Origin of the sequence: Actinoplanes regularis (assembly GCF_900188005.1) — a bacterium.
Classification (GTDB): Bacteria; Actinomycetota; Actinomycetes; order Mycobacteriales; family Micromonosporaceae; genus Actinoplanes; species Actinoplanes regularis.
In genome coordinates this window covers 13061-25129 of the sequence record NZ_FZNR01000027.1, presented here as the reverse complement: position 1 = coordinate 25129, position 12069 = coordinate 13061, and the positions used below count along the sequence as shown (strand labels likewise).

7 protein-coding genes and 23 tRNA genes are annotated in these 12069 nt (G+C 68.2%); 28 read left to right on the top strand and 2 right to left on the bottom strand.

Annotated elements, in window-relative coordinates:
* Positions 1-138: 138 nt before the first annotated feature.
* From CHC09_RS39440 to CHC09_RS39335, 25 genes are all read left to right on the top strand, one after another.
* A tRNA-Trp gene (locus tag CHC09_RS39440) sits at positions 139-210 on the top strand.
* Positions 211-324: 114 nt separating this feature from the next.
* Positions 325-398: transfer RNA gene (locus tag CHC09_RS39435), tRNA-Ala, on the top strand.
* Between the two features lie 9 nt (positions 399-407).
* Positions 408-480, top strand: a tRNA-Arg gene (locus tag CHC09_RS39430).
* Positions 481-499: 19 nt separating this feature from the next.
* Positions 500-574: transfer RNA gene (locus tag CHC09_RS46890), tRNA-Glu, on the top strand.
* Between the two features lie 18 nt (positions 575-592).
* Positions 593-667, top strand: a tRNA-Thr gene (locus tag CHC09_RS39425).
* Between the two features lie 3 nt (positions 668-670).
* A tRNA-Gly gene (locus CHC09_RS39420) sits at positions 671-743 on the top strand.
* Positions 744-756: 13 nt separating this feature from the next.
* Positions 757-829, top strand: a tRNA-Gln gene (locus CHC09_RS39415).
* 11 nt (positions 830-840) lie between these two features.
* A tRNA-Thr gene (locus CHC09_RS39410) sits at positions 841-913 on the top strand.
* Between the two features lie 23 nt (positions 914-936).
* A tRNA-Leu gene (locus CHC09_RS39405) sits at positions 937-1010 on the top strand.
* Between the two features lie 10 nt (positions 1011-1020).
* Positions 1021-1093: transfer RNA gene (locus tag CHC09_RS39400), tRNA-Ala, on the top strand.
* A 12-nt stretch (positions 1094-1105) separates the two neighbouring features.
* A tRNA-Asp gene (locus tag CHC09_RS39395) sits at positions 1106-1180 on the top strand.
* A gap of 1 nt (position 1181) precedes the next feature.
* A tRNA-Ser gene (locus CHC09_RS39390) sits at positions 1182-1274 on the top strand.
* Positions 1275-1280: 6 nt separating this feature from the next.
* Positions 1281-1354: transfer RNA gene (locus CHC09_RS39385), tRNA-Ile, on the top strand.
* Positions 1355-1358: 4 nt separating this feature from the next.
* A tRNA-Pro gene (locus CHC09_RS39380) sits at positions 1359-1433 on the top strand.
* A 4-nt stretch (positions 1434-1437) separates the two neighbouring features.
* A tRNA-Ser gene (locus tag CHC09_RS46885) sits at positions 1438-1527 on the top strand.
* Between the two features lie 5 nt (positions 1528-1532).
* Positions 1533-1605, top strand: a tRNA-Lys gene (locus CHC09_RS39375).
* Position 1606: 1 nt separating this feature from the next.
* Positions 1607-1686, top strand: a tRNA-Met gene (locus CHC09_RS39370).
* Positions 1687-1758: transfer RNA gene (locus CHC09_RS39365), tRNA-Val, on the top strand. It begins immediately after the preceding tRNA gene.
* 10 nt (positions 1759-1768) lie between these two features.
* A tRNA-Glu gene (locus tag CHC09_RS39360) sits at positions 1769-1843 on the top strand.
* Positions 1844-1869: 26 nt separating this feature from the next.
* A tRNA-Ser gene (locus CHC09_RS46880) sits at positions 1870-1954 on the top strand.
* Between the two features lie 15 nt (positions 1955-1969).
* Positions 1970-2041, top strand: a tRNA-Val gene (locus CHC09_RS39355).
* A gap of 2 nt (positions 2042-2043) precedes the next feature.
* A tRNA-His gene (locus CHC09_RS39350) sits at positions 2044-2117 on the top strand.
* 32 nt (positions 2118-2149) lie between these two features.
* Positions 2150-2222 (top strand) — tRNA-Arg (locus CHC09_RS39345).
* Positions 2223-2489: 267 nt separating this feature from the next.
* The gene (locus CHC09_RS39340; protein ID WP_179277470.1) at positions 2490-3182 is read left to right on the top strand and encodes a DUF4352 domain-containing protein; all 693 of its coding nucleotides are present in this window, start codon (positions 2490-2492) and stop codon (positions 3180-3182) included.
* A 63-nt stretch (positions 3183-3245) separates the two neighbouring features.
* On the top strand, positions 3246-3713 hold the full coding sequence (locus CHC09_RS39335) for a hypothetical protein (RefSeq protein WP_089298380.1): 468 nt from the start codon (positions 3246-3248) through the stop codon (positions 3711-3713).
* Here the strand turns inward: CHC09_RS39335 and fusA are convergent.
* The gene (gene fusA / locus CHC09_RS39330) at positions 3695-5605 is read right to left on the bottom strand and encodes an elongation factor G (protein WP_089298379.1); all 1911 of its coding nucleotides are present in this window, start codon (positions 5603-5605) and stop codon (positions 3695-3697) included. The genes CHC09_RS39335 and fusA overlap by 19 nt on opposite strands.
* Positions 5606-6115: 510 nt before the next feature.
* On the opposite strand from fusA, the gene CHC09_RS39325 reads away from it, so the two are divergent.
* The 3 genes from CHC09_RS39325 (at position 6116) to CHC09_RS39315 (ending at position 10710) form a co-directional block, all read left to right on the top strand.
* Positions 6116-7684: a DHA2 family efflux MFS transporter permease subunit gene (locus tag CHC09_RS39325; RefSeq protein ID WP_089298463.1), complete on the top strand. Its 1569-nt coding sequence runs from the start codon at positions 6116-6118 to the stop codon at positions 7682-7684.
* Positions 7685-9355: 1671 nt separating this feature from the next.
* On the top strand, positions 9356-9961 hold the full coding sequence (locus tag CHC09_RS39320; RefSeq protein ID WP_089298462.1) for a response regulator transcription factor: 606 nt from the start codon (positions 9356-9358) through the stop codon (positions 9959-9961).
* A 185-nt stretch (positions 9962-10146) separates the two neighbouring features.
* Entirely contained in the window at positions 10147-10710 is a 564-nt protein-coding gene (locus CHC09_RS39315; protein WP_089298378.1) for a VanZ family protein, read from the top strand.
* Here CHC09_RS39315 and CHC09_RS39310 read toward each other — a convergent pair.
* Positions 10643-11782: a glycosyltransferase gene (locus tag CHC09_RS39310; RefSeq protein ID WP_089298377.1), complete on the bottom strand. Its 1140-nt coding sequence runs from the start codon at positions 11780-11782 to the stop codon at positions 10643-10645. The genes CHC09_RS39315 and CHC09_RS39310 overlap by 68 nt on opposite strands.
* Positions 11783-12069: the final 287 nt, after the last annotated feature.

Here is a 12069-nt window from a genome sequence, read left to right as displayed (position 1 = left end):
GGCCCCAGGCAACCCTGATCATCGACCTGCCGGTTCCCAGCGAACCGGAGCACGGTCCGGAGCGGTGGCGAGGCTAGCAATCCAGCTAGCGCCGACCAGCCGCCCTCCCGATCCGGGACCGGGCGGTTTTCTTTTCCTGCGGGTGTAGCTCAACGGTAGAGCGACAGCCTCCAAAACTGTTAGATGCGGGTTCGAATCCTGCTGCCCGTGCACCTGATCCCGCGATTCGCGGCGATCACGATTCTTGATAAATACACAGTGGATGACACATATCACGGTTCCGGCCGTCGGCAGCGATGCCGCCGGCGGCCGGGAACACACGATGGGCTTGTAGCGCAGTCCGGTAGCGCACCGGTTCGGCAGACCGGGGGTCGGCGGTTCGAATCCGCCCAGGTCCACGCAACGATGTCTCCGTAGCTCAGCGGAAAGAGCACCAGACTACGAATCTGGGGGTCGGGAGTTCAAATCTCTCCGGGGACGCTTCTCCAAATGTATTCATCGCCCGTGAGGCTGCGGAAGGTTAGACCACCGGACTCTCAATCCGGAAGACCGGGTTCGACCCCCGGACGGGCGACGCAGTTTGTTGTTCCGAGCCGTCGTAGCTCAGGCCGGTCAGAGCGCGGTCCTGGTACGACCGAGGTCACCGGTTCGAATCCGGTCGTCGGCTCACGTGACTGTAGCTCAGCCGGAAGAGCGCCGCCTCGCCATGGCGGAGGTCCCGGGTTCGAACCCCGGTAGTCACTCGATGCAATGCGATGCGGACTGGTGCAATTGGCAGCACATCCGGCCCTGAACCGGAAGGTTGGAAGTTCGAGTCTTCCGTCCGCAGCTTTCGACAATGCCGGCGCAGCACGACTGGTCGTGCACTCGACTCGTAATCGAGAGGTAGCGGGTTCGAGTCCCGTCGCCGGCTCTTTCGTCCCGCAAGGGGACCACGCCCGGGTAGCCCAACGGCAGGAGGCACACCGCTCAGAACGGTGGAAGTGCGCGTTCGAATCGCGCTCCGGGTACGCACGTCAGGGGCTCGTAGCTCAGTTGGTAGAGCGCCGCTCTCGCACAGCGGAGGCGGCCGGTTCGAATCCGGCCGGGTCCACGTTCGATCATTGCCCTGTTAGCTCAGTGGGAGAGCAAGCGCCTGTCGAGCGCGAGGTCGCCGGTTCGATCCCGGTACGGGGCGCCACGGAGAGTTGGCCGAGTCTGGTCCAAGGCGGCGGATTGCTAATCCGCAGTGCGGGCTCCGGCCCGCACCGAGAGTTCGAATCTCTCACTCTCCGCTTCTTGTCGCCGTAGCTCAGCTGGTCGGAGCACCGCCCTGATAAGGCGGAGGCCGGTGGTTCGAACCCACCCGGCGACACGCACGGGATGTGGCGCAGCTTGGTCAGCGCACCGGTCTTGGGAACCGGGGGCCGTGGGTTCGAATCCCGCCATCCCGACAATGGAGACGCCAGCCGATTGGCGCCGGCCGCCGCCTCGAAAGCGGTTGGAGGCAACAGAAGCCTCGTGAGCGTTCGACTCGCCCCGTCTCCGTTCACGCGCCGCTGGCTCAACAGGTAGAGCAACTGACTCTTAATCAGTGGGTTCGGGGTTCGAGTCCCCGGCGGCGTACTGCAGGGTGGAGGAGTTCGGTCGTCCTCGCCAGCCTCATAAGCTGGAGATTCGCGGGTTCGAATCCCGCCCCTGCTCCCAGTCCCGATAGCTCAGGGGGAGAGCGCCGCTCTGACACGGCGGAGGCCACCGGTTCGACACCGGTTCGGGGCACGCACGGCAAGGCGCGGTGGACGAATTGGGAGAGTCACCTGGTTTTCACCCAGGGCATGTGCGGGTTCGAATCCCGTCCGCGCTGCTTCGTCCGTACGAAAGAAGGAATTTGGAGGAGCCGGCCCGGCTTCGGAAACGCCGCTGGAATCGGCGTGGGCCCGGAAGGGCCCCGTGGGTTCGAATCCCACCTCCTCCGCTTCGCAGGAATCCCGCCCGGATGGCTCAGCGGGAGAGCGCCCCGTTCACTCCGGGGAGGTCCCAGGTTCGATCCCTGGTCCGGGCACGGTGTCGGTAGCTCAGCGGCCAGAGCGCCGGACTGTGGATCCGGAAGACGCCCGGTTCGAATCCGGCCTGACACCCTTTGCCCGTCCGCCGCGCGCGGACGGGTCCAGCCTTCGTAGCTCAGTGGAGAGAGCACGGCGTTCCGAGCGCCGGGGTCGCTGGTTCGAGTCCAGCCGGGGGTACGCCGACTGTATGTCATCCGCTGTGGTTCACGCAGGCGGGCGTTGGGTTCCCAGCCGCCCCTCATAAGGGTGGCCCGCCCGGTTCGACACCGGGGCCTGCGACGTTGTCAGGTCGATCATGGTTGATATCATCCGGCCGAGTGAGGCGGGCCGAGCAGCGTCCCGCTCGGAGATGTCGGGTGGATCCGTATGGCGATTCCGGATAGGACGACCGGCCCGGGGCAGTCCGCGCCGATCTCCTCCGAGTGCCCGTCCTGCGGAGCCGGGATGGAGATCGATCAGAGCGCGGGCGTCATGCGATGCCCGTACTGCCGGCGAGAGATCCCCATGCCGTCGTCGCAGCCCTTCGGCGCGGGCATGCCGCACGTCACCATCAGCACCGCTCGGGTGTTCACGCAGACGCCCGAGGCGATGCGGCGCAGAGTGCTGGTGACACTTGCCATCGTGGTGGCGCCGATGCTGGTGATCGGAGTCGTCCTGAGCTCGGTTCTCTTCTCCAGCCTGCCCGATTCTCCTGGCGAGCCGGAAGAGGTGGCGGTCGGTGCCACGGCGCGGGTTCAGTCGTTCGAGGCGACCGTCCGCGGCGTCGACTGCACCAAGCAGACGGTCACCAAACCCGATGACCCGGCGACCTCCTACGACGACACCTTCACCGAAGCGGCGAAGGGTAAGTTCTGCGTCGTCACCTTCTCGGTGAAGAACGTCGGCGAGAAGACCGACCGCTATCCGGCCTCGAGCATCGTGGCTACGAACGCGACGGAGCGGGTGCTCGACAGAAGCACGGTCGCCGAGAATTTCGCCAACAACGGGACCTATCCGCTCGATGAGCCGATCGATCCGGGAAAGACCGTCGATCTGCTGCTGGTCTTCGACGTACCGGTCGACACGACCCTCGCGTACCTGCAGATCTCCGATGATCTGTTCGCCGACGCCGTCATCAAGGTGAAGATCGATTCGTAGCTTTCGATCCCGCCGGGGAAATTCGGCGCTTTTCCGGTGCGGTGCGGTCGTACCCTGGGTCGCATGGAGCTGCACTGGTGGTCGATCGAGGTTCTCGACGGGCCGCGGCTCTCCGCCGCCCGCTGGCAGGACTCACATGGGAACGCGCTGGTCGAGGCCGCCGTCACGCACGGGGCCTACGACTGGCAGTGGCATCGGCACACCTGGGGTGTGCTGTTCGAGATCGCTTTCCGGGCCGAGGATCGATTCGCGGGTTTCCGTGACCTCCCGGCCGTCCGCGCCGCCCTGGACGCGGTGCCCGATCCGGTCAACGGCCTGATGATCTACCCGGGCCGGGGTGGTGGCTCGGGCCGGGTCCGGCCACGCCGTCCACTGCCGAAAGCCGGCGCGGGCGCCGTGCCGATCCCGGTCGAGCCGCCCCGGGTCGAGTTGCACCTCGCCTCGAGCCGGCCGCCGGTCACGGTCGGTGGCGTGACGGGCCCCGATGCCGGAGCATCGGAGCCCGCCGTCCGTCACGCCGCCGGGCGGTAACCGGCCGGGCGGCTGGTGAAGCTGCCGCGGCCGTGGGTGCGGCTGAGCAGCCGCGTGGAGTACCCGAACAGCTCGGCGAGCGGCACGATCGCGGTCACCGTCCGTACACCCGAGTCGGTGACCTGACCCCGGCGGGCCGCGAGGTCGCCGAGGACCGCGCCCAGCGTCTCCGCCGGAGCGCTCACCGCGACCTCCGCGACCGGTTCGAGAACCTCCATCCCGCAGGCGCGCAGCGCCTCGCGCAGGCCCAGCTTGCCGGCCACCCGGAAGGCCATCTCGGACGAGTCCTTCGGGTGGGTCTGCCCGTCGGTCAGCGTGACCCGCAGGCCGGCCACCGGGTGAGCGCCGAGCGGACCCGCGGCGAGCGCTTCCCGGCAGCCCGCCTCGACCGCGCGGATGTACTCGGCCGGGACCCGGCCACCGGTCACCGTGGAGCTGAACGTGAAGCCGTCGCCGGGCTGGACGTCCAGCACGACGTGCGCGAACTGCCCGGCGCCGCCGTCCTGCTTGACGTGCCGGTAGAGCACACCGGTCACGCCCCGCCGGACGGTCTCCCGGTAGGCCACCAGGGGGCGGCCCATGGTCACCGCCAGACCGGTGCGCTGCCGCAGCTTCTCCACGGCCACCTCCAGATGCAGTTCGCCCAGCCCGGAGAGCAGGGTCTGACCGGTTTCGGCGTCCACTCGTACGGTCAAGGAGGGGTCCTCCTCGGCCAGCGCGGCCAGGGCGGCCGGCAGGCGCTGCGCGTCGAGGCCGGTGCGCGCCTCGACCGCGACCGAGACCAGCGGGTCGGTGATCCGCGGCGCCTCCAGCAGCACCGCGTGCCGCCGGGTGGCGAGGGTGGCGCCGACCTGGGCGGCCTTCACCCCGGCGACGGCGACGATGTCACCGGCCGTGGCGCGGTCGATCTCGGTGTGCCGGTCGGCCTGGATCCGCAGGATGCGGGCGACGCGTTCGGTACGGCCGGCGCCCGCGTCCCACACGGTGTCCCCCTTCGTGATCGTGCCGTCGTAGACGCGCAGATGGGTGAGGCGGCCGGTCCTCGCGGTGTGCACCTTGAAGACCAGCGCCGCCAGCTCGGCCGACGAGTCGCCGGCCGGGGCGGGAAGGTAGTCGACGATCGCGTCGAGCAACGGTTCGATGCCCTTGTCGCGGTAGGCGGAGCCGCAGAGGACGACCACCGCCTCACCCCCGATCGTGAGATCACGCAGCGCCTTCCGCAGGGTCGCGTCCGACATGTCACCCCACTCCTCCAGGGCGTCCGGGTGCAGTCCGGCGACCGCCTCCTCGAGCGCCCGTCGCGCCGCGACCGCCTCCGGCGGCACCTCCGTGCTCTCGGACAGCTCGCCGTCGGCCCAGGTCAGCGTCCGCATGCCGACCAGGTCGACGACGCCGTGGAAGGCGCTCTCCTCGCCGAGCGGCAGCTGCACCACCAGCGGCACGACCTCCAGCCGCGCCTCGATCGAGGCGACGGCCGCGGAGAGTGACGCACCGGCCCGGTCCAGCTTGTTGACGAAGGCGATCCGCGGAACGCTGTACCGGTCCGCCGCCCGCCAGACCGCCTCGGACTGCGGCTCCACCCCGGCTACCCCGTCGAACACGGCGACCGCCCCGTCCAGCACGCGCAGCGACCGCTCCACCTCGTCGGAGAAGTCAACGTGCCCCGGGGTGTCGATCAGGTTGAGGCGGTGATCGGCCCAGTCGCAGCTGACGGCGGCCGCGAAGATGGTGATGCCACGGTCACGCTCCTGCGGGTCGAAGTCGGTGACGGTCGTGCCGTCGTGCACCTCGCCACGCTTGTGGGTGGTGCCGGTGCGGAACAGGATCCGTTCGGTCAGGGTGGTCTTGCCGGCGTCGACGTGCGCGAGGATGCCGAGATTGCGGACACGCATGATGGTTCGTTCTTTCGATTCCGATTCGGTCGAGGACGTGCGCCCACCCGACCGCCGGCGAGAACTGCCAAGCGGTCAGGGACGTCCAGTCCCGGTGGCGCGGCCGGGACCGGGCACACCAGACACGAGGATCAGGTCGAATCGGGACACGGGGGTCCGCATGACGTGGGCCCCCTCTCCTGTCGACGAACGGGTTGAAAGTACTGGGAACGCGCAGTCGCGTCGAGCGATTTACGGTGCGGCCCGGCCACCGTCTCGATCATCCGTTTGGTCCGGCTTCGTAACCGTTCCGAGCCGGACCCGGCCCAGCCGGTCACGCGGGCCGGGGCGGAGGGCCCAAAGATGCCGATCAGTGGGGGAGGACACAGTCGGGAGGCGGATAAAGAGGAGGTGACCAGGGGCGCACGCCGGTTAGGATCACGCGCGAACATGGCGGGCCCAGGGTGCTGAGCTCGCTGGGATCCACCCGACAATCCGCCGCGTGAGCCCACGCGGCCTTTGGAGTTTCTGTTGACTAGTCAAGCCGAGGCTGCGCCGGCCAAGCTCGACGCCGCCGTTCTCAAAGTCGCCGGGGTCGTCGTCCTCGGTGCGATCATGTCGATCCTCGACATCACCGTGGTCAGCGTCGCGCTGCCCACCTTCCAGACCGAGTTCGGTGCGACGTACGCCGAGGTCGCGTGGACCATGACCGGGTACACGCTGGCTCTGGCCACCGTCATCCCGCTGACCGGCTGGGCGGCCGACCGATTCGGCACCAAGCGGCTCTACATGGCCGCGCTGTTGCTGTTCACCATCGGCTCCCTCCTGTGCTCCACCGCCGACAGCATCGGCCAGCTCGTCGGGTACCGGGTGCTCCAGGGCCTCGGCGGCGGCATGCTGATGCCGCTCGGCATGACGATCATGACCCGGGCCGCCGGTCCGGAGCGGATCGGCCGGCTGATGGCCGTGCTGGGCATCCCGATGCTGCTCGGCCCGATCGGCGGCCCGATCCTGGGTGGCTGGCTGATCGACGTCGCCAGCTGGCACTGGGTCTTCCTGATTAACCTGCCGATCGGCGCGGCCGCGCTGGTGTACGCGTGGTGGGCACTGGAGAAGGACAGCCCGGAGCCGTCCGAGTCGTTCGACTTCCTCGGCATGCTGATGCTCTCGCCCGGTCTCGCCTCGTTCCTCTTCGGCGTTTCCTCGCTCCCCGAGGAGGGCAGCTTCGGCGCGACCAAGGTGTGGCTGCCGATGCTGATCGGCGGGCTGCTGGTGATCGCGTTCGTGTTCTACTCGTTCAAGCCGCAGCACCCGCTGCTCGACCTGCGTCTGCTGCGCAACCGGAACCTGACCGTCGCGACGGTCACCCTCGCGGTCTTCACCATCGCGTTCATGGGCGCCGGCCTGCTCTTCCCGAGCTACTTCCTGCAGGTGCGCGGCGAGTCGACGCTCCACGCGGGCCTGCTCATGGCCCCGCAGGGCATCGGTGCCATGGTCACCATGCCGATCGCCGGCATGCTGGCCGACAAGATCCCGGTGGGCCGGACGGTGCCGTTCGCGCTGCTGCTGATCGCGGCCGGCTTCTTCACCTTCACCCAGGTGGGCACGGACACGTCGTACGTGCTGCTGTGCGGCTCGCTCTTCGTGATGGGCCTGGGCATGGGCGGCACCATGATGCCGATCATGACCTCGGCGCTGAAGACGCTCACCAACCACGAGGTCGCCCGAGGGTCGACGCTGCTCAACATCCTGCAGCAGATCGCCGGCTCGGTCGGTACGGCGATGATGTCGGTGATCCTGACCAACCAGCTCAACGAGTCGGCGGTCATCCCCGGCATGACCAACCCGGCCAACGGTGAGCCGGTCAGCGAGGCCGGTGCCGCGATCGCCGCACAGCACAACCCGCAGATCGCCCAGCAGCTCCCGCCGGACCTGCTGGAGCGGGGTCTCCAGTTCGCCGCCGACTCCTTCGGGACGACGTTCTGGGTCGGTTTCGTGCTCACCCTGGCGACGTTGATCCCGGCGTTCTTCCTGCCCCGCAAGGCGCAGGCGGCCGTCGAGGCCGATGGCGCCCCGGCGGCCCCGATCGTCATGCACTGATCACGCCGGCCTGACCAGAGGCGCTCCCGGACTTCCGGGGGCGCCTCTGGCGTTTCACCAGCACCCCACCCCGGCAGGACGCCGCGCAGCCTCCGCGTCCGGCCGTAAGGTTTCCGCGTTCCACGCCGTGGGGTTTCCGCGTTCCAGGCCGTGACGTTTCTGCGTCCAGGCCGTGGGGTTCTCAGTCCGCCGGGCTGTGGGGTTTCCGTGTTCTGGGCGGTGGGGGTCTTTGCCTGCCGGGTTGTGGGGTTTCTGCGTTCTGGGCGGTGGGGGTCTTTGCCTGCCGGGTTGTGGGGTTTCTGCGTTCTGGGCGGTGGGGTTCTCCGCCCGCCGGGCTGTGGGGTTCCGCGTTCCGGGCCGTGGGGTCTCCGAGTTCCAGGCCGTTCAGGGCAGTCCTTTCTGCGCGACAACGACCAGCCACACCGCCGTCCCCGGCCTCTTGCGGCCCGTTCCTCGCTTCCGGCCGACAGAATTCAAGCCCTTTTCAAGTACGGTCTACGCCGCCCGTCCGCAGGCAGAGCCAAGTCCCGTGTCCACCGGCGCGACGCCCACGCCTCGCACCGCCGCGACGCGCTGCCAAGCCGATGCCGCCCGCCAAAACCATCCGAATCATCCCCAATGCCACTTAGCGCAAGTTGATCCTGGAAGTGGCTTCATCCGCCGCACCCCCAGCCGCGCGGTGGGCGCTCGCCGGCTGCTGCCCACTGCTGGTCGCTGTCCCGGTCTCCGTTTGCGGTTCGGGGTGGGCGTGGGTGCGTGTCAGTCACCGTCTGCTTCGGCTCGCTGTCCCGCCGCCGCTTGCGGTGGTGGGCGGGCGCTGGTGCTCGCCAGCCTCCGTCCGTTTCTGGTCACCGCCCCGGTTGCCGCCTGTGGTCTGTGGGTGGGTGCTGGTGGTTGGTGGCCGTCGTGCGTTTGGGTTTGCTGTCTTGGTTGCCGCTTGTGGTCTGTGAGTGGGTGCTGCTGGTGGTGGTTGGCGGCCGTCGTGCGTTTGGGGGTTGCTGTCCTGGTCGCCGCTTACGGTTCGGGGTGGGTTTGTTCGTCAGCGGTGCGGCGGGATTGCGGAAACTTGGGGTCTGGCCGGTGCTGATGGTCTTGTCTCGGCACGGGTTACAGCCGCCAGGGCGAGCCGAGCCACGTCCGAGCCACGTCGGCTGGGTGAGTACCCGCGTGGGCGGCCTCTTGTGATGGCCCTGCGGTGGGCGTGGATCAAATGAGTAATCGAAAACGGTCGACGCCGGAGATCGTTTATTCGTGATCGAAATTCGGACGTGAATGATATTGAATTTCGAGAGGCGGTAAAAATGCCGTGCCGATGTCCGAAAAAAGAGGATGTGTTGGTATTTGGAGCTAATTTCCTAAGGGTATCGCTGGAGTGACTTCCACGTTTCGGTCATCTGATTCGTTGATCTGGTGGACTTGCTCCGTCGAACGGCCGACAGAACGTGCACAGAGCGTTTCCGCCGGTTACTTTATGTGGGAGCACCGCACGCGCTGCGGTGGCACGAAACCCTTTTGACCTGCGCTGCGCCGTCCCGTTAGAGATCTTTATCAGATCGACTTGTGCGGCACTCGCAGAATGGACCGCGAGTCATCTAAGAATTAGTGCGTCGAGCGTTCCAGATCAGGTCGGCGCCCGGTCGCAGGCCGGCGCCCATCGACGAGGGTGGTGTGATGATCCGGGTCCTGGTGGTGAGAGACGAGGGGTACTTCGGTGTCCCGGTGCGCACGTTCCTGGAGACCGAACCGGACATGCATTACGTCACCACCCTGCCGATCAACGCCGAGCTGGCGTCGCGCGCGGCGCAGTTGTGGCCCGCGGTGATCGTGATCGACACGGAGTACATGGTGAGTCAGGTCCTGCCGCTCGCCGACGAGCTGCACACCGCGATTCCGTCCTGCGCGATGCTGCTGCTCTGTGACCCTTCCAAGCGTGGCATGCTGCCGCCCCGCCGGTGGAACGGCGGGCTGAACTTTCTGATCAAGAGCGCCGCGCCCTCCTCCCTGGCCGAGTCGGTGCGCCGGCTCGTGGCGGGGGAGCGGGTGGTCTCGCCGATGCTGCAGGCAGCCTCGCTCAACACCGACCGGGGGCTGAGCACGAGGGAGCTGGAGGTGCTCGGGCTGGCCGCGGAGGGCGAGTCGGTGAAGGAGATCGCCGGACGCCTCTACCTCTCCGGTGGCACGGTGCGGAACTACCTTTCCGCGGTGATCGCCAAGACCGGCGCCCGCAACCGTCTGGACGCCATTCGGATCGCTCGCAAGGAGGGCTGGTTGCGATGAGGCTGGCGTCCGCGTCCGGTTGGGCGCGATTCGGATCGCCTGTGAAGAGGGCTGGTTGCGATGAGGCCGGCGTCCGCAGCCGGCTGGGCGCGATTCGGATCGCCCGTGAGGAGGGCTGGTTGAGACAGGGCCTTGGTGCGGAGGATGGGGATAGGGCGAAGGCGATTCGCGTAGCGTAGGTATTGATGCGCGCTGAACAGCTTGAGGTACCGGCCCTGCCGGTGCTGCTGCCCCTGGGCGGCGTTCTCATGGTGGTCTCCTACCTGTGGCTGCGCCGCCGGGGCAGGCTCACCACCAGGCGGCTTGTCGCGGCCTGGTTGCTCAGCTGGTACGCGGTGGCCGTGCTCGGGGCGACCATGCTCCCGATGCACCTGGCCTGGGGCCCGGAGGCCGGACCGCCGGAGACCTACCGGATCCTGCTGGTCCCGACGCTCAGCATGCGTCGCCGCGACTTCGTCCTGAACACGATGATGACCCTGCCGCTGGCCGCGCTGCTGCACCTGAACTTCGGCATCACCGGCAAGCTCCGAGTGGTCCGGATCGGGTTCCTGCTGAGCCTGGGCATCGAGGTGACGCAGTTCGTGATGATCCTGACGGTGCACGGCAACCGCTGGTCCGACGTCAACGACCTGCTCTCCAACACCATCGGCACGATTTTCGGCTACGTCGCCTGGCAACGCCTCATGCGTTCGGAGCGCTTCCGCGGTGCAGTGACAGACGCTGACCCGGCGACGGTTCGGTCCGGGTGAGCCGGTCGTAGACCTGGCCGACCGCGGCGGCCAGGTGGTCCGCGTCGTACCGCAGTCCGGCGGTGCGGGCCGGCAGCCTGGCGCCGCGTCGTTCCGCATGGCAGAGGAGTTCGGCGCGCAGGGCCCGGGGCAGCGACTCCCGGTCGTGCGGGGAGAGCCGGTGGGTGCCGCGGACCGGCACCCGCGCCGTGATCCTTTCCTCCAGCGGGGCGCAGGCGGCGTAGACCGTGGGCAGCCCCGCGGCGATCGCCTCGAGCACCGCGAGACCTGAGGTGTGCTGGTCGGGTGAGGCGAAGACATCCATCGCGCAGAGCATCTCGTGCGGGTGGGGGACCGCGCCGGCGAACAGCACCCGGCCGGCGACCCCTTCGATGACCGCGAGCTGTTCCAGCGCCGACCGGGCCGGTCCGTCGCCGACCAGCAGCAGGACCGCGCCGGGTACCTCGGCCAGGGCGCGGATCAGCAGGTCGAAGCGTTTGGCCGGGTCGAGGCGGCCGGTCACGCCGATCACCGGTACGTCGTCGGTGACCCCCAGCCGGGCCCGGGCCGCGGCCCGCAGGGCGGGGTCGAAGCGGTACTCGGACGGGTCGATGGCGCGGGGGACGGTGGCGATCCGGTCCTCCGGCACGCCCCAGCCGCGCAGCCGTTCGGCGATCGCCGTGCTGGCCGCGATGGTCATCTTCCCGAGGCGTTCGCTGAACAGGTAGAGCGGGCCGAGCCGGGTGGCGCCGGGCCGGCCCAGGTGATGCTCGGTGGCGACCACGTGCGGGACGCCGGCCAGCCGGGCCGCGATCCGGCCCTGCACGCACGCCCGGTACAGGTGGGTGTGGACCAGGTCGTAGTGGCCACGGCGGATCAGCCGGCGCAGCCGGGCGATCGCCGCCAGGTCCCGGTCGCAGGCGGTGCTCAGCTCGTGCACCGGGATCCCGTCGGCCTGGATGGTCCGGGCTTCGGTGCCGGGTGGGGAGAGCGTCACCACCTCGCTGTCGTGCGGCAGCCGGTGCAGCAGCAGCCGGAGTTGATGTTCGGCGCCGCCTTCCGCCGCAGTGCTGATCACATGCAGCACTCTCATCGTCGTCCCCCAGTCGCATAGTCGACAGAACACTTGCGACGGCTCTGCGAGAACGGTGCCGGAATAGCGGGGGAAGTGGAAGTCGCAGATGTCATGTCTAAAGTGATGATCCTTCATCATTAATATGACATGCTCCGCCGAATGGCCGGGATCGCCGGTCCGAATGGCGTTTCGATAATGGCGATCGAGGGCCTGCCCTGCGTGAATAGTGAGACATGAATAGTTCTCGCATAGCCCATGACAATTGCTACTGCACCGACTCCGCGGTAACTGGAACTCTGAAGTCG

Excerpts from the sequence above, each read along its gene's own strand:
- CHC09_RS39340 (WP_179277470.1), top strand. The coding sequence starts at position 2,490 with ATGGAGATCGATCAGAGCGCGGGCGTCATGCGATGCCCGTACTGCCGG.
- CHC09_RS39335 (WP_089298380.1), top strand. The coding sequence starts at position 3,246 with ATGGAGCTGCACTGGTGGTCGATCGAGGTTCTCGACGGGCCGCGGCTC.
- fusA (WP_089298379.1), bottom strand. The coding sequence starts at position 5,605 with ATGCGTGTCCGCAATCTCGGCATCCTCGCGCACGTCGACGCCGGCAAG.
- CHC09_RS39320 (WP_089298462.1), top strand. The coding sequence starts at position 9,356 with ATGATCCGGGTCCTGGTGGTGAGAGACGAGGGGTACTTCGGTGTCCCG.
- CHC09_RS39315 (WP_089298378.1), top strand. The coding sequence starts at position 10,147 with ATGCGCGCTGAACAGCTTGAGGTACCGGCCCTGCCGGTGCTGCTGCCC.
- CHC09_RS39310 (WP_089298377.1), bottom strand. The coding sequence starts at position 11,782 with ATGAGAGTGCTGCATGTGATCAGCACTGCGGCGGAAGGCGGCGCCGAA.